General features: G+C 71.1%; 19 protein-coding genes. 6 read left to right on the top strand and 13 right to left on the bottom strand.

Annotated elements, in window-relative coordinates:
* Position 1 precedes the first annotated feature (1 nt).
* The gene (locus ACFYO2_RS13800; RefSeq protein WP_388348123.1) at positions 2–709 is read right to left on the bottom strand and encodes a TetR/AcrR family transcriptional regulator; all 708 of its coding nucleotides are present in this window, start codon (positions 707–709) and stop codon (positions 2–4) included.
* Positions 710–1,074: 365 nt separating this feature from the next.
* On the opposite strand from ACFYO2_RS13800, the gene ACFYO2_RS13805 reads away from it, so the two are divergent.
* Together ACFYO2_RS13805 and ACFYO2_RS13810 are read left to right on the top strand one after the other, a co-directional pair.
* Complete coding sequence (locus ACFYO2_RS13805) at positions 1,075–1,212, top strand: hypothetical protein (protein WP_388348125.1); 138 nt, start codon at positions 1,075–1,077, stop codon at positions 1,210–1,212.
* 23 nt (positions 1,213–1,235) lie between these two features.
* Entirely contained in the window at positions 1,236–1,334 is a 99-nt protein-coding gene (locus ACFYO2_RS13810) for a ferredoxin (protein ID WP_388348127.1), read from the top strand.
* Positions 1,335–1,404: 70 nt separating this feature from the next.
* Here the strand turns inward: ACFYO2_RS13810 and ACFYO2_RS13815 are convergent, their stop codons facing one another.
* Complete coding sequence (locus ACFYO2_RS13815; RefSeq protein ID WP_388348612.1) at positions 1,405–1,914, bottom strand: MarR family winged helix-turn-helix transcriptional regulator; 510 nt, start codon at positions 1,912–1,914, stop codon at positions 1,405–1,407.
* Between the two features lie 104 nt (positions 1,915–2,018).
* Here ACFYO2_RS13815 and ACFYO2_RS13820 point away from each other — a divergent pair, with 104 nt between their 5' ends.
* Positions 2,019–3,497 (top strand): MFS transporter, encoded by a 1,479-nt coding sequence (locus ACFYO2_RS13820; protein ID WP_388348129.1) that lies wholly within the window; start codon positions 2,019–2,021, stop codon positions 3,495–3,497.
* A 60-nt stretch (positions 3,498–3,557) separates the two neighbouring features.
* On the opposite strand, the gene ACFYO2_RS13825 is transcribed toward ACFYO2_RS13820, so the two are convergent.
* On the bottom strand, positions 3,558–4,361 hold the full coding sequence (locus ACFYO2_RS13825; RefSeq protein WP_388348131.1) for an enolase C-terminal domain-like protein: 804 nt from the start codon (positions 4,359–4,361) through the stop codon (positions 3,558–3,560).
* Positions 4,362–4,432: 71 nt separating this feature from the next.
* On the opposite strand from ACFYO2_RS13825, the gene ACFYO2_RS13830 reads away from it, so the two are divergent.
* From ACFYO2_RS13830 to ACFYO2_RS13840, 3 genes are all read left to right on the top strand, one after another.
* Entirely contained in the window at positions 4,433–4,615 is a 183-nt protein-coding gene (locus ACFYO2_RS13830) for a hypothetical protein (protein ID WP_388348133.1), read from the top strand.
* A 109-nt stretch (positions 4,616–4,724) separates the two neighbouring features.
* Entirely contained in the window at positions 4,725–5,783 is a 1,059-nt protein-coding gene (locus ACFYO2_RS13835) for a nitrous oxide reductase family maturation protein NosD (RefSeq protein WP_388348135.1), read from the top strand.
* A 61-nt stretch (positions 5,784–5,844) separates the two neighbouring features.
* Positions 5,845–6,873 (top strand): methyltransferase, encoded by a 1,029-nt coding sequence (locus ACFYO2_RS13840; RefSeq protein ID WP_388348137.1) that lies wholly within the window; start codon positions 5,845–5,847, stop codon positions 6,871–6,873.
* 88 nt (positions 6,874–6,961) lie between these two features.
* Here ACFYO2_RS13840 and ACFYO2_RS13845 read toward each other — a convergent pair whose 3' ends face one another.
* From ACFYO2_RS13845 to ACFYO2_RS13890, 10 genes are all read right to left on the bottom strand, one after another.
* Positions 6,962–7,294, bottom strand: a complete 333-nt coding sequence (locus ACFYO2_RS13845; RefSeq protein ID WP_388348139.1) for a TcmI family type II polyketide cyclase — start codon at positions 7,292–7,294, stop codon at positions 6,962–6,964.
* 20 nt (positions 7,295–7,314) lie between these two features.
* A complete protein-coding gene (locus ACFYO2_RS13850; RefSeq protein WP_388348141.1) occupies positions 7,315–7,794 on the bottom strand; it encodes an SRPBCC family protein in 480 nt (159 codons plus the stop codon).
* A gap of 1 nt (position 7,795) precedes the next feature.
* Positions 7,796–8,056: an acyl carrier protein gene (locus tag ACFYO2_RS13855; RefSeq protein WP_388348143.1), complete on the bottom strand. Its 261-nt coding sequence runs from the start codon at positions 8,054–8,056 to the stop codon at positions 7,796–7,798.
* Between the two features lie 33 nt (positions 8,057–8,089).
* Entirely contained in the window at positions 8,090–9,340 is a 1,251-nt protein-coding gene (locus tag ACFYO2_RS13860; protein ID WP_388348145.1) for a ketosynthase chain-length factor, read from the bottom strand.
* Complete coding sequence (locus ACFYO2_RS13865) at positions 9,337–10,605, bottom strand: beta-ketoacyl-[acyl-carrier-protein] synthase family protein (protein ID WP_388348147.1); 1,269 nt, start codon at positions 10,603–10,605, stop codon at positions 9,337–9,339. The genes ACFYO2_RS13860 and ACFYO2_RS13865 overlap by 4 nt, the downstream gene beginning before the upstream one ends.
* A complete protein-coding gene (locus ACFYO2_RS13870) occupies positions 10,602–11,063 on the bottom strand; it encodes a cupin domain-containing protein (RefSeq protein WP_388348149.1) in 462 nt (153 codons plus the stop codon). Before ACFYO2_RS13870 ends, ACFYO2_RS13865 begins: the two co-directional genes overlap by 4 nt.
* A gap of 70 nt (positions 11,064–11,133) precedes the next feature.
* Entirely contained in the window at positions 11,134–12,291 is a 1,158-nt protein-coding gene (locus ACFYO2_RS13875; RefSeq protein WP_388348151.1) for a SchA/CurD-like domain-containing protein, read from the bottom strand.
* A gap of 143 nt (positions 12,292–12,434) precedes the next feature.
* On the bottom strand, positions 12,435–13,229 hold the full coding sequence (locus ACFYO2_RS13880) for a class F sortase (protein ID WP_388348153.1): 795 nt from the start codon (positions 13,227–13,229) through the stop codon (positions 12,435–12,437).
* Positions 13,230–13,348: 119 nt separating this feature from the next.
* The gene (locus ACFYO2_RS13885; RefSeq protein ID WP_388348155.1) at positions 13,349–13,633 is read right to left on the bottom strand and encodes a hypothetical protein; all 285 of its coding nucleotides are present in this window, start codon (positions 13,631–13,633) and stop codon (positions 13,349–13,351) included.
* A 229-nt stretch (positions 13,634–13,862) separates the two neighbouring features.
* Positions 13,863–15,521 carry an FAD-dependent oxidoreductase gene (locus ACFYO2_RS13890; RefSeq protein ID WP_388348157.1) on the bottom strand — a complete coding sequence of 553 codons (1,659 nt, stop codon included), beginning with the start codon at positions 15,519–15,521 and terminating at the stop codon, positions 13,863–13,865.
* Positions 15,522–15,640 lie beyond the last annotated feature (119 nt).

The raw sequence follows: 15,640 nt of genomic DNA on the forward strand, positions 1-15,640 counted from the left end.
GTCAGCTCGCCAGCGAGGCCGGCTCCCACACAGCCTCGGGGTCGAGCGGCAGGTCGGTCCGGTCGCGCTTGAACCGCGTGGCCTGCTCCTCGACGTCCGGCAGGACCGCGCCGGGAGCCGCGAACCCGCGGAACAGGGTCGAGCAGTACTCCCGCGACAGGTCCGCGGCGCTCCAGCGGCCCTCCGGCTTGACCCACTGGTAGGTGTGGTTGTGCAGATTGAGGAACTGCAGGGTGGCCAGGCGCGGTTCGACCGCGCGGAAGGTGCCCTCCTCGACGGCCTCCGTGAGCAGGCCCGTGACCAGCTGCTCGAAGTCGGAGCGCTGGCGCAGCAGGGTGTGCAGGTAGTCGCCGGTGAGGCTGCGGTAGTCGTGCTCGTAGACCCAGATGTGGTCGAGCCGGCGGTAGATGATCGTGAGCAGCGACTCCGACAGCAGCCGCAGCCGCAGCAGCGGCTCCTCGTCCAGGCCCGCGATCTGCCGGGCACGGGCGAGCAGCGGCGCCATCACCCGGGACTGGATCTCGATCAGCAGGTTTTCCTTGGAGCCGATGTAGTAGTACAGCGCTCCCTTGGCGAGCCCGACCGCGCGGCCCAGGTCGTTGACGGAGGTCGCCGCGTAGCCCTGGCGGGCGAACAGCTCGGCGGCCGTGTCGATGATCTTCTGGCGCCTGACCTCGAAGTCCGGTCCGTGACCCGGTGGTCGTGGCATGGCTGCTCTCCCCGCTGACGTCACCCAAGTTTGCTAGACCAAACGGTACATTAAAAAGACGGACGCAGGCGGTACGCCGCCCGCGCGAGCATAGCGAGGACGCTCATGACTCAGGCACCGCAGCGCACCGCATCCGCCACTGGCACCGGCACCGGCACCGGCACCGCCACCGGCACCGGCACCGGCACCGCCACCGGCACCGGCACCGGCACCGCCACTGGCACCGGCACCGGCTTCGTGGACGCGGAGCAGCTCCTGGAGATGTACCGCCGGATGCGCCGCATCCGGCGCTTCGAGGAGCGGGCGTCCGAGCTCTACAAGGCGACCGAGATTCCTGGCTTCCTGCACCTGTCGATCGGCGGCCAGTGCCGTCGGCGCCTGCTGGCCGCTCGGCGCCCGCGGTCACCGGCGTCCTCGGCTGGAACATGCCCAAGCAGACCCGACTGCGCCGCCAGGAGGTCGTCGACGCCCTCCAGGCCCCTGCCGCCGCCCCCACCCACTGACACTGAACGTTCAGGAGAGTCCCATGAAGGTCGTCGTCGACGAGGAGAAGTGCGTCGCCGCCGGACAGTGCGTGTCCGACCTGATGGCGTGGTCCGGTTCGTTCCTCAAGCACCAGTTCTAGGACCGGTTCCAGCGCGGTCGCAGGGCGCCGCGCGGCGGTCGTTTCGCCGGTGACCGCCGCCGGCGGAAGGTCAGGTCCCTGATGGCGGACGCTTGGCGCGATTGCGTGGGCGCGTCCTGGCCAGGCCGGCTTCCACGGCGGCGAGCAGGGTGAGGGCCGCGTCGAGGTGTTCGGTGTCGTGGCCGGCGGCCGCGGAGACGGCCGCGGCCCATTCCCGGCGGACCAGGGCGTAGTTGGCGCGTCCGTGTTCGGTGAGGTGGACGGTCACCCCGCGGCCGTCGCCCGGATCCGTGCGTCGCTCGACCAGGCCCTTGCGCTCCAGCCCGCCCAGGACGGTGGAGAGGTTGGTGCGCTGCAGCCCGGTCGCCTCGGCGATGCGGCTGGGCGGAGCGGCGGGCTCGCGGTGCAGGTGGCGCATCACCATGCCCTCGGACGGGGACAGCGGGACGGCCCGCTCGTCGGTGTATCCGCGGAACTGGATCTCCCGGCTGATGATCAGCACGAGGTCGGCCAGCTCGGCCCACCGCCGGCCGTCGTCCGCTCCGGCCGTCGGGCTCGTCGGGTGCGCTTGCTCCTCCATCACGGCCCCAGGGTACGGGCTTGCCGGAAAGTGGTTATGAGTCCATACTCGTTATTACCTCATAGTTATGTAGTGATAACCACTTGCCTCTCCTGGGAGCCGTCATGACGACAACCACCTCCTCCCGGCATGCGCAGGCGCCGACGCTCTCGCCCCGGGCCACGGCCCACGCGGGCGGGCTGCACCCGGTCGGGGTGTGCATCCTGCTGGCCGGCGCCTTCCTGCCGATCATGGACTTCTTCATCACCAACGTGGCCCTGCCCAGCATCGGCGCCTCCCTGTACGCCTCGGCGTCGTCCCTGGAACTCGTCATCGCCGGGTACGGCGTCGCGTACGCGACCCTGCTCGTCCTCGGCGGCCGGCTCGGCGACCGCTTCGGCCGTCGCCGGATCTTCCTCGGTGCACTCGCGGGCTTCGTCCTGGCCTCGCTGGCCTGCGGTGCCGCCCCGACGGTGGGCGCGCTGATCGCGGCCCGCATCGTCCAGGGCGCCACCGCCGCCCTCCTCGTGCCCCAGGTGCTGGCGACCTTCCACCACGTCCTCGACGCGGAGCGCAAGTCCCGTGCCGTCGCCCTGTACGGCGCCACCTCCGGAATAGCCGCCGTGGTCGGCCAGTTGGCGGGCGGCCTGCTGGTCAGCGCCGATGTGGCCGGCACCTCCTGGCGGCCGATCTTCCTGGTCAACGTCCCGATCGGGGCCGTCGTTCTCCTGGTGGCGGCACGGATCGTCCCGGACACCCGCTCCCACCACCCGGTCGGCGTCGACCTGCCCGGCACCGTGCTCTTCGCCGCCACCCTGACCGCCCTGCTGGTCCCGCTGACCGAGGGGCACTCCCTGGGCTGGCCCTGGTGGACCTGGCTGCTGCTCGCCGTCGCCCTCGTCCTCGGCGCAGCCACCTACGCCGTCGAGAAGCGCGTCGAGCGGCGCGGCGAGGTGCCGCTGCTGCCGCCGTCCCTGCTGCGCCTGCCGTCGATGTCCCGCGGCCTGGTCATGGTGTTCGCGTTCAGCATCGGCTTCGGCGCGTTCATGTTCGTCTTCGCCCTCACCGTCCAGAGCGGCCTGCATGCCGACGCCCTGCACAGCGGCCTGGCGATCCTGCCGATGGCCCTGCTCTTCCTCGCCGGTTCCCTCCTGGCGCCCCGCGTGATCACCCGGTTCGGCCGGGCGGCACTTTCGGCCGGCGCCGTCGTTCAACTCGCCGGACTGGTCTCGCTGGTGGCGGTCCTGCTCGGGAACTGGCCGCACGTCAGTCTGTGGGCGATGGCCGTACCGCTCGCCCTGGTCGGTGCCGGGCAGTCGATGCTGTTCGCCGGCCTGTTCCGCAGCGTCCTCGCCGACGTTCCCACCCACCTGGCCGGCATCGGCAGCGGCGTACTGATCACCCTGCAGCAGAGCGGCCTCGCCCTCGGTGTGGCCACCCTCGGCACCCTCTACCTGGCCCTGGCGCCGCACAACATCGCCCACGCCTTCGCCGGCGTCGAATACGTGCAGATGGGCATCGTCGCCCTGCTCGCCCCGGCCGCCGCCGTCCTGCCACGCTTCAACAGGACGGCGTCGGGCCCCACTCCGGTCGTCGAGGCCTGAACGGAAAGGGAGTCCGCGGCGGTGGACTCTCCTCTGCGAGCAGGAAACCCGCGGCGGCCGCTACCAGGAGGCCAGCGAGCCGTCGGCGTTGCGCCACAGGGGGTTGCGCCAGCGGTGTCCGCGTTCGGCGGCGGCGCGGACCGCGTCCTCGTCGATGGTGATGCCGAGCCCGGGTGCGGTCAGGCGGTCGATGTAGCCGTCGCGGAACGTGAAGGCCTCGGTGTCGACGAGAGAGTCCAGCAGCCCGCCGCTGTCGCCGTACCCGATGCCGAGCGCCTGCTCCTGGATCAGGAAGTTGGGGACGGCGAAGTCGAGTTGGAGGCTGGCGGCCGGCGCGATCGGGCCGAGCGGGCAGTGCGGAGCGACCAGGACGTCGTACGTCTCGGCCATCGCCGCGATGCGTCGGGTCTCGGAGATGCCTCCGGCGTGGCTGATGTCCGGCTGTGCCACGGCGATGCCGTCCGCCAGCACGGACCGGAAGTCCCGGCGGGAGTAGAGCCGTTCACCGGTGGCGATGGGGATCGAGGTCGAGCGCACCACGGCGCCGAGGTCCCGGGTGAACTCCGGCAGCACCGGCTGCAGCAGCGGCAGGACGCGACGGGGCATCGCCCCGCTGAAGCGGCCGTGGAAGTCCAGCGCCAGGTCGCGGTCCGGGCCGATGGCCTCGCGCACCGCGGCCACCTGTTCCACGATGGCGTGGATCGCGGCGGGCGTGTCGAGAGGCTCCAGCTGTCCGCAGGGGTTCAGCTTGACCGCGGTCAGCCCCTTGGCGACCTGCGCGGCCGCCGACTCACGACCTCCTGCGGCGTCTCGCCGCCGACCCAGCCGTACCGCGGTGACCGACGACGAGACCGGCGACGTCACCGTTTTCGCCGTCGACCGCAGCCGGACCGACGCCCTGCCACTGGAGATAGACCTGCGCGGGGTCGACGCCCATGTCCTCGCGGAGCACCTGGTCCTGGCCGAACGGCGACCCGGAGGCCACCAACACCGCGCACCACCCCGACCGCGTCACCCCGCACACCGCGACCGGCACGAGCGTCACCGGGGGAGTCCTGCGCGCGGCCCTCGAGCCCATGTCCTGGAACATGGTCCGTCTGTCCCGCCCGCAGGCGTGATGGGTCGTCAGGTTCGATGTGCGGGCGATGACGGTTGTCCGCAGGTGTGACACGCCGCCGGACGGCCCATCCGCCCTGTCCGTGGACGCCTGGGCATAGTGTCCAGAATATGACGAAATGCAATGCTGTGTACCTGGCGTGCTCGGTAGTGGTCGCCGGGGCGCTCCTCGGGGCCGCCCCGCCGGCGGCCGGTCACAAGACCCACGTGGTCCGCCCGGGGGGATCGATCCAGAAGGCGGTGGACGCCGCCGAACCGGGCGACACCGTCCTCGTCACTGCCGGCACCTACCGCGAGAGCGTCAAAGTGAGCACGCCCGGGCTGACCCTGCGCGGCGTGGGCCGCGGCACAGTGATCGAACCGAGCGCGAAGAAGGCCGCCGACAGCTGTGGCGCGGGCGGCAACGGCATCTGCGTGGCCGGGACGAAGGACCGCAACGTGGAGGGCGTCACCGTGGCCTCCCTGACCGTGTCCGGTTTCGCCAAGAACGGCGTGTTCGCCACGGCGGCGGACGGGCTGACCGTGCGGAACGTGACGGCGGTGAAGAACGGGGTGTGGGGCATCGCCCAGGAGCGGTCGCTCCACGGGACGTTCCGCCAGAACACCGCCCGGGACAACGGCGATGCGGGCCTCTTCCTCGCCAACACCATCGCGGAGGAGCAGGGCGCCACGGACACTCGGGGGACGGTGGTCAAGGGCAACCGGCTGGAGGGCAACCGGATCGGCGTGACCGTCCGGCGCCTGCGGAACCTCGTCGTCGACCACAACTACCTCACCGGCAACTGCGCAGGGGTGTTCGTCGTCGGCGACGAGAACAAGCCGCGGGCCGGTGACCTGGTCGTGAGCGACAACCGCATCACGCGCAACAACAAGTCCTGCCCGAAGACCGCCCGGCTGGACGCCCTCCAGGGCTCGGGCATCGTCCTGACCGGCGCCGAGGACACCCTGGTCACACGCAACGTGATCACGGACAACGTCGGCACCTCCCCGCTCTCGGGCGGCATCGTCCTGTTCAAGAGCTTCGTGGGCACCACCAGCGAGCGGAACCGGATCAGCGACAACCGGCTGGAGGGCAACTCCCCGGCCGACCTCGTCAACACGGACACCGGCAAGGACAACGTGTTCGAAGGCAACCGCTGTGGGGCGTCCAAGCCCCAGGGACTGTGCTGATCCGCCCGGACGCGACCCAAGTGGACCCGAGAACAAGGCCCAGAAGGAAGGAAGGCGGCACATGACGACCGCACAGACCGCCCCACCGCCGCCCATGCGGATGCGGGAACTCGTGTTCGGGGCGGCGTGCGCCGCCGCCCTCCGCGCGGCCGCCCGGCTGGGCGTCGCCGACGCTCTCGGCGACGACCCCATGACCGTGGAGGACCTCGCGGCCGCGGTGAAGGCCGAACCCCGGCCGCTGCGACGGCTGTTGAGGGCCCTGTCCTGCTACGGCGTCTTCGCCGAGCGGCCGGACGGGACGTTCACCCACACCGACATGTCCCGGCTGCTGCGCGAGGACGACCCGCACAGCCTGCGCGACATCTCGCTGTGGTGCACCGAGCCGTGGACCTGGGACGTGTGGCCGAGGCTGGACGAGGCGGTGCGTACGGGGCGGAACGTTGTCGAGGACCTGTACGGCAAGGAGTTCTTCTCCTACCTCAATGAGGACGCTCCCGAGTCGGCCGAGGTCTTCAACCGCGCCATGACGACCTCCAGCGAGCAGTCGGCGCGGGACGTCGCGGCGTTCCTCGACCTGTCGGGCAGCGCGTCGGTCGCCGACATCGGCGGCGGCCAGGGGCATGTGGTGGCGAGCCTGCTGGACAAGTACCCCTCGATGCACGGCGCCCTGCTCGATCTGCCCCGCGTGGTCGAGAACGCGGTGCCACGGCTGCGCCAGGGAGGAGACCTCGCGGACCGCGTGCGCATCGTGCCCGGCGACGTCCGTGTGGCCGTCCCGGTCAAGGCCGACGTCTACGTCATCAAGAACATCCTGGAGTGGGACGACGAGAGCACCGCCCGCACCCTGCGCAACGTCATCGAGGCGGGCGGACCGGGGGCGCGGGTCGTGGCCATCGAGAACCTGGTCGACGACACGCCGTCCATGCGGTTCAGCACCGCCATGGACCTGTTGCTGCTCCTCAACGTGGGCGGGGCGAAGCACACCACCGAGAGCATGACCGGCCGGCTGACCGACGCCGGTCTGGTCATCGACGAGGTCCGCCCGGTCAACCCGTACCTGCACGCGTTCGACTGCACCGTGCCCGGCTGATCACCCCGTCAGGCGTCCCACGACAGACCGGTCGCCGGACCCGCGTCACTCGCGGGCCCGGCGACCGGTCAGCCGTGGGCGGGCCGGTTCAGCCGGTGGAGTCCCGCTCCCAGCGGTAGAAGCAGTGCGCCATCGCGTCCTTCGGCGAACGCCAGGTTGACGGGTCGTACGCCGTGACATACGCCGACAGTCGCTCGCTGATGTCGCGGAACTCTGGGTGTCCGGCCAGCTTGGCGATGGCGGGCCCGGGGTCCCGCTCGGACTCGATGAGATGCAGGTACACGTCACCGAACTCGAAGAGACTGCGCCGGGAGACCCCCACTAGGTGCGGCAGCTCTCCCCGGTCCGACTCCTCGAACAGTTTGGCGATGTCCGGGGCCGACCCCGGAGCCATCCGGGCGACGATCAGGGCCTGGTGCATGATCCCGTCCTCCGTCCGGCTCAGTCGCTCAGGCCCGGCGCGGAGCCCTGCTCGGCGGCGGCCTTCTCGATGCGGTCCCGGATCAGGGCCATCTGGGTTTTGGAGTTCCGGTTGATGTTGTCCGTCATCCAGGCGTCGTCGACCGGTGCGTCCGGCTTCATCGCGAAGTCCTGCGTCCACACCATCCGGGTGCCGGCGGGCACCTTCTCGTACTGCCACCGGATGTTCATGTGGGCGAAGGGACCGGTCTCGACGCGGCGGGCCTTGACGCTGAGCGCGTCGCGGTCCGTCTCCCGTTCCGAGACCCAGCTCCACACGGTGCCGTTCTCGTCGGGGTGCATGGTCAGCCGGAAGGTGGTCCTGTTCCCCTCCCGGGACAGGATCTCGACAGAGGCGTACTCGGAGAACAACCGCGGCCAGTTCTCCACGTCGTTGGTCATGTCCCAGACCAGGTCCAGCGGCGCGGCGATCGTGATCTCGTTCTGCGTGTGTCCGGCCATGTCACGCTCCTGCCAGGAGGGCACTGTTGACGAGATCGAGGAACTGCCGGGGGGTCTTGCAGCGCTCTGCGTCGGGAGGCATCGGCGTGCCGTACCGGTTCTCCAGCTCGCCCACGATGCCGAGCAGACCGAGCGAGTCGATGCCGAGGCCGTCGAAGCCGGACTCGCGGCGCTGCTCCAGTTCTTCCGGGGTGACGGTGACTCCGGCCGCCTTCTTCATCAGCTCGGCCAGCTCTTCCACTGTGATGCGGTCAGTACTCATGCGGTTCCTCTCCATGTGTTCCGCGGCGCCTCGCTACGAGGCGTCGGCGGCGCCGTGCCGCAGCACCAGCGCCGAGTTGGAGCCCATGAGCCCCCGGCTGAGGACCAGTGCCGTGCGCGGCTCGGCGGCGCGGGCGCGGACGGTCACCAGATCGAGGTCATGGCAGATGTCGAAAACATTGGGGGTGGGCGGGATCAGACCGTGCTCCATCGCCAGCACCGCGGCCGCGACGTCCAGCACGGGCGCCGCGCAGTAGCCGCGGCCGATACCGGTCTTCGGCGCGGTGACCGGCACCTTCCTGCCGTGCGCGCCGAGGGCGTCGGCGATCGCCAGCGCCTCCGCATGGTCCGCCTCCGGTACGCCCAGGGCGTCGGCGAAGACCACGTCGATCTCCTCGGGGGCACAGCCGGCCTCGTCCAGCGCACCGCGGATGGCCTGCGCGAGTCCCTCCCGGGACTGCTCCCAGCGCGAGGGCCCGGTGAAGGTCGCCGCGTGCCCGGCAAGGGTGGCCCGCACGCGCGCGCCCCGCTCCCGGGCCGAGGTCTCCTCCTCCACGACGAGCATGGCGCCGCCCTCGGCGGGCACGAACCCGCAGGCCCCGCCGGTGAACGGGCGGTAGGCGCGCAACGGGTCCTCGGCGGTGCTCAGCTCCGCGTAGCCGAGCTGGCACACCACCGAGTAGGGGGCGAGCGGTGCCTCGGTCGAGCCGGCCACGATCACGTCGGTGCCACGCCGCACGGCACGCGCCGCGTGCGCGAGGGCGTCCAGGCCGCCCGCCTCGTCGGCGGCGACGACCGAGCAGGGCCCCTTGAAGCCACGGCGGATGGAGATCTGGCCGGTGCTGGCGGCGTAGAACCAGGCGATCGACTGGTACGGGCCGACGAAGCGACTGCCCTTGCCCCACAGCTGCTGCAGCTCCCGCTGGCCGAACTCGCCGCCGCCGGAACCGGCCGCGGTGACCACGCCCACGGAGAACGGCGCGTCACCGGTGTCTGCCTGGCCGAGGCGGGCGTCGTCCAGCGCGAGGTCGGCCGCGGCCATCGCGAAGTGCGTGAACCGGTCGGTCTGGACGAGGCAGCGTTCCTCGACCGCCGCCGACGGCTCGAAGTCCCGGACCTCGCCGGCCACCCGCAGCGGCAGGTGCTCACAGCCCTCGCGGGTGACCCGGTCGAGGACGCTGATGCCTTCCTGGGTGGACTTCCAGAAGGACTCGGTGCTGGTCCCGTTGGGCGCGATGACACCGATTCCGGTGACAGCTGCGCGCCGTGGATGGGGTTCGCTCATCGTGTCGTCTCCCTCGGCCGGGTCAGGACCACCGCGGACTGGAAGCCGCCGAACCCGCTGCCCACGGAGAGCACGTTCTTCAGCCTCCGCTCGCGCGCGACCCGCGGCACGTAGTCCAGGTCGCACTCGGGGTCCGGGGTCTGGTAGTTCGCGGTGGGCGGTACCACCTGGTGGGCCAGGGCCAGTACGCAGGCGACGACCTCGATCGCCCCGATCGCACCCAGGGAGTGGCCCACCATGGACTTGATGGAGCTCATGGGTGTGTCGTAGGCGTGCTGTCCCAGGGCCTGTTTCACCGCGGCGGTCTCGTGACGGTCGTTCTGCTGGGTGCCCGACCCGTGCGCGTTGACGTAGTCGATCGCGGTGGGGGCGAGCCGGGCGTGGTCGAGGGCGTCCTCGACGGCCCGGGCCATCTCCAGGCCCTCGCTGGTCAGACCGGTCATGTGGTAGGCGTTGCCGAAGGTCGCGTAGCCGCTGAGCTCGCAGTACACCTGTGCGCCGCGGGCCCGGGCGTGTTCGAGCTCCTCCAGGACAAGTACGGCGCCGCCCTCGCCCATGACGAACCCGTTGCGGTCGGCGTCGAAGGGACGCGAGGCGTGGGCGGGGTCGTCGTTGTTCGGGGAGGTGGCCTTGATCGCGTCGAAGCAGGCCATGGTGATGGGGGAGATCGGCGAGTCCGAGGCGCCGGCGACGCACACGTCGGCCCTGCCCTCCTCGATCGTGTGGAAGGCGTACCCGACCGCGTCGAGCCCCGAGGTGCAGCCCGTGGAGACGGTCTGCACCGGCCCGCGTGCCCCCACCCGCTCCGCCACCGTCGAGGCCAGCGTGCTGGGCGAGAACGCGCGGTGCAGGTGCGGGCCCGCCTCCCGGTGGTCCACGTCCCAGCGCTGTCCGCCGTGGCTGACCAGGACGTAGTCGTGCTCCAACCGGGTGGTGCCGCCGACCGCGGTGCCCAGGGAGACCCCGACCCGCCAGGGGTTCTCCCGGGCGAGGTCCAGGCCGGCGTCCCGTATCGCCTCGTCGCCGGCGACCAGGGCGAACTGGATGTACCGGTCGCATCGTTCGATCTGTTCCGCCTCCAGCCCGTGGGCCGCCGCGTCGAAGTCGCACTCGGCGGCGATCCGCGAACGCAGTCCGGTCGGATCGAAGAAGGTGATGCCCCGGGTCGCGGTGCGTCCGTGGGACAAGAGGTCCCAGAACGCGGGTACGCCGATGCCACCAGGGGCGACGATGCCTATGCCGGTGACCGCCACGCGCCTGGTCATGAACTCACCTGACGTCGCTCGGCCGCCCGGCCCGTACCGGCGTGGGCTTCCTCCCGCACGACCGGCACGGTGTCGGTCTCCTCGGTGTCGACGTGGCCGAGCGGCGGGCTCGGTGCGAGGGGGCCGAGGTGGAAGACGATGCGGGCCTCCACGTTGCCGACGTTGCGGAAGCGGTGCCGCATATGGGTGGGGATCATGAGCCCCTGCTCGGGCTGCAGCGGGTGGGGCTCGCCGTCCAGGTCCACCTCCAGCCGCCCGCAGACGACGTAGATGAACTCCTCGGAGTACGGGTGGTAGTGCTCGGCGATGCGGTCGCCGGGCTGCACGATGGCCACGCCCATGAAACCGCTGGTGGAGCCGACCGTGGTGGGGGTGAGCATGGCGCGCAGATCGCCGCCGCGCCGGGTGTTGGGCTCGACCTCGCTGAGATCCACGATTCTGGGACGGGGTTTGGTCACGACGTTGCTCCGATCGTGTGTGCTGAGTCGAGAGGGGGGCCGCGGCCGCCGCGATCGGCGGCCGGGCGAGTCAGGCGTCGGGCGAGCGGCGGTCGGTGACGAGTTCCATGCGGGCGAGCTTGAGGAAGTGCCTGAGGTCGCCGTCGTTCGGTGCGGAGGTGTCCGCACCGGCGGCGCCGTCCAGGAACGTCGTCAGCTCGGCGACCTGCCCTGGGTCCGGAAGGCCGAGGAACAGCACGGGGTCGCCCGCGTCCAGGCCGCCACGCACGTCGATCAGCCGCACCACGATGTCGTCGCGCTGGAAGATCGTGCTGCGCAGGACCGGGCTGCGCGGATCGTCCGCCGCCGCCTCGTCCTGCTGAGCGAGCAGCTCGGCCAGCCGCAGACCGCAGCCGGGCCGGGCCGGGTAGTGCAACGCGTGCCGTTCCGCCGCCGGGTCCTCCTCCTCGGCCGTCACATGGTGTACGGCGGGCAGCGCGGCCCGGGTGAAGAAGACCCGGGCGGACTCGGGGTTGTCGAGGTCCCGGTCCTGCTCCAGATACGGGTTGATGGCCTCCTCGACGGCCCGCACCTCGGGCTGCCGGGCGACATGGCGCAGCGCGGCGAGCAGGTCGCCCCGTACCTCGATGGCCCGGACCACCCGGTTGCCGTGCATGAAGAGCGAGGTGCGGCACAGCCGGGTGGTGTCGTCGACACGCGGCTCGGGCGAGGCGTAGCCGGCGAGGATCTCCGCCACGGTCGCCTCGCTGCCGGGCTTGACCGTGAAGGTGAGCGCGTGGCGGATCACGCCGTCACCGATCCGGGGCGCCGCCTGCAGGCCGCGCTTGCCCGCCTCGGCGTGCGCCGCCGGGCCGCCGGTCTCACGGACGACATTGAAGCGAAGCGACCTGGTGTCCCGGACGCAGCTGTGCAGCGGCTCCACCATCCGCACGTGGGCTTCGCTGTTGACCCAGGTGAGGAACGGCGGAGCGCTCTCCCACTCACTGGTGATGAGCCATTGGGAGGGGTTCTCGATCGACTGGCACAGCTGGTCGCTGACGTGCCCGGGAACGGACGCGACCTGGTTGCAGAGTTGCTCGTACGCCTCCAGGAACTGCTGCTGGGCTCCGTCGTAGACGTCCACCAACAGGACGACCCGGAGCCTGGAGCCGTCGAAGACTGACTGGGAGACACGCGGCGACACCTTCTGGGTCAGCGGCTGTGAGGCAGGTGCGGAGGTGGTGGTCATCCTGGGGCACATCTCCTTCGCGGGGAAACAGCGACCTTCGGTTGCGGCGCTCCGATGTGAGCGTGAGTCGATCCTCATCAGGTCCTGACCGACGCGCGATTCGTATGGACTAAGTGAGTGATCGGCACCCAGGCGGAACGAGCTCACGTGAGGTGCGCGAAGACCACCAGGTTGTCCGTGTAGTCCCCGACCGTGCGGTCGTAGTCACCCGCACAGGTGATGAGCCGGGCCTGGGCCTGTCGCGTGTCGCCGTACACCCGCCGGTTGGGGAAGTGGTCCTTGTCGAACGTCTCCACGCTGTCGACCACGAAGGTCGCCTGGCGCCGGTCGGCCCGCACGACACGGAAGGTGTCGCCCTTCTCCAGTTCAGCGAGGTCGGCGAAGACGGCGGCGGAGGTCGCCGTGTCGACGTGTCCGGCGATGATCGCGGTGCCCGGCTCCCCGGGGGAGGGGCCCTTCGCGTGCCAGCCGACGAGGTTGGTGTCGTCGGGGGGCGGGGCTTCGAGCTGGCCCGTGGGGCCGATGGCGAGGTCCGTGAAAGGCGCGTTCACGGAGATTTTCGGGATGAGCAGGCGCATCGGCTTGGATCGCGGCAGATGTTTTCCCGCCGGGCGTGCGGCAGGCGGCGCGGGCGCCGGGGCTTGCGGGGATTGCCGGGTGTGGGGGGTTCGTTGCGTCTGCGGGGCCTGCGGGGCCTGCGGGGCCTGCGGGGCCTGCGGGGCCTGTGAGGCCTGCGGGGCTTGCTGCGTCTGTGGGGCTTGCTGGGCCTGCGGCGGGCGGGACGTGCCGGACGTACCGGACGACGTGTCCCGGCCGCCGATCAGGGCGACCGCCAGGATCAGGAGAGCCACGGCGCACAGCACCAGCACGCCTCGGCGAGAGCCCTGGCCGGTCGGTCTCGGCTCGCCGTCGGTGGGGGAGGAAGGAGGGAATGCCATCGGAGACCACCTCACTGAGGGCCGGGAGCAGGACGGACGGGACGGGCCGAGAACCGGCCGGGGCGGCCGCCGCACGATGCGCCGGTGGCGGCCGCCGTTGCTGTCGCGTCCGGAATCGGTCAGGCCAGGCCGTGGGACTTCTTGCGGCGCACGGCGTACAGACCGGTTCCGGCGACGGCCAGGACCGCAAGACCGCCCGCGGTCACGGCGGGTGCGGCCAGCGCGCCGCCACCCGTGTGCATGCCACCGCGCGGTCCGTCGTGGCTGCCCCCCTTGTGGTGTTCCTTGCTGTAGGAGGAGTCGTCGTGGTCCCAGTCACCCGCGGCCGCGTGAGCGCCGGGTGCGGTGACGGCGAGGACGGCCGAGGCCGCCGCGGTGGCCAGGAGGATGCGAGCCGAACGCATTCGAGGGTCCTTTCGCCACGACCGGGCAGCTGGCGCCTCGTCAGCTGACGGGACCCGGCGATGACGTGATCCACCGTCAGCCAGACCGCCGCATCCCACCACTCGAGCCACTCGGCCGGGTGACCGGGTCGATCTGCGGCGGCGCGGCCCACTTGCTCCGGGACACCCAATGGGTCGGCCGACAGCATGGCTGTCGGCCGAGATGTGCTCATCGAACTTTGCGGTGCGGTCAGGTCAGATCCAGCGTTGCCGTCAGGACCTGACGCAGTGTCGACTCGGCATCCGGGACGGGACCCGGGGATCGCCAGGCCACGAATCCGTCGGGCCGGACGAGCAGGGCGCCGCCCGGTGTCATGCCGTGGCGTTCCAGCCAGTCGGCACCGTCCTCGGGAGCCAGTTCGGCATCGGGCCCGGCCCCCACCCGGTACGAGACCAGCGGGATGGACAACTGTTGTGCGAGGCGGGCGGCGGACTCGTGCCATCCGCTCGGCTCACCGGCGTCGCTGAGCAGGACCAGGGATCGTTCGTAGAGGTCGAGGGTGGAGACGCGCTCGCCCCGGTGCCGTACCCACAGATGGGGTGCCCTGCTGCCGGGCTCCCCGCTCAGGTCGAGTTTCTCCGGGACCACCGCGCCGGTGGGATCGGTGCCGACGACGGCACCGTTCGGGTAGCGATAGCCGAGGGCGACGTTGAGGATGCCGCGCTGAGGCCCCCCGCCGCCGGAGCCGGCCGGCGGAGTGAATCCGGGGTGGCTGTGCTCGGCGGACCGCGCGGCCGCACGGGCGCTGGTCGCCTCCGCCACCGGGCGTCGTTCGGCGTCGTAGGTGTCGAGCAGCCCCTCCCCTGCCCAGCCGCCGAGGACCGCGGCCAGCTTCCAGGCGAGGTTGTGCGCGTCCTGGATACCGGTGTTGGAGCCGAAGGCTCCGGTGGGGGACATCTCGTGGGCCGAGTCGCCGGCCAAGAAGACACGGCCTGCCCGGTAGGTCCGTGCGACACGTTGGGCGGCGTGCCAGGGAGCCTTGCCGGTGATCTGCACGTCGAGGTCCGCGACCCCGACCGCCCGGCGGATGTGGTCGACGCAGCGCTCGTCGGTGAAGTCCTCCATCGTTTCGCCGAGTTCGGGGTGCCAGGGGGCGTGGAAGACCCAGTTCTCGCGGTTGTCCACCGGCAGCAGCGCGCCGTCGGCGTCCGGGCCGGTCAGATAGCAGACGATGAAGCGTCGATCCCCCACCACCTCGGCCAGCCGAGGTGAGCGGAAGGTGACACTGACGTTGTGGAACAGGTCGCCGGGGCCGCTGTGACCGATGCCGAGTTGTTCCCGCACGGGACTGCGAGGACCGTCGGCGGCGACCAGATAGTCCGCGCGGATGGTGGTGTGCTCGCCGGTCTCCCGGCTCTTGACCACCGCGGTGACACCGGTGGCATCGCTGTCGAACGAGAGCAGTTCGGTGGCGAACCGCAGGTCGCCGCCGAGCCCCCCGGCGTGGTCGAGCAGGACCGGCTCCAGGTCGTTCTGGCTGCACAGACACCACGCACTCGGGCTGAACCGGGCCAGCCCGCCGCCGGGGTCGATGTCCCGGAACAGCCACTCGCCCTCGTCGCCGACCAGCGTGGGAGTCTGCAGGATGCCGTGGTTGTCGGCCAGCGTGGCCGCGGCCTCATGGATCGCCGGCTCCGCGCCGGCCACCCGGAACAACTCCATCGTGCGGACGTTGTTGCCGCGGCCCCGGGGGTGGATGGAGGTGCCCGTGTGGCGCTCCACCAACGTGTGCGGCACACCGAGGCGGCCAAGGAACAGGGAGGTCGACAGTCCCACCAGGGAGCCGCCCACGATCAGGACCGGGACCTTGTGGATCGTGTCGCCGGCCTGACCGGCTCTTTCCTTCATCACTCGCCTCCAGCTCGTCATGTCCGCCGACTCGGCCGGTACGGACGGGACCTTCATGCATGCCCCGCACGGCGAACGGCGGCTCAGGCTTCACCCGCTTCACCCGCCGATTCGGCCGC

The sequence above is a fragment of the Streptomyces sp. NPDC006602 genome, from assembly GCF_042870385.1.
GTDB lineage: Bacteria > Actinomycetota > Actinomycetes > Streptomycetales > Streptomycetaceae > Streptomyces.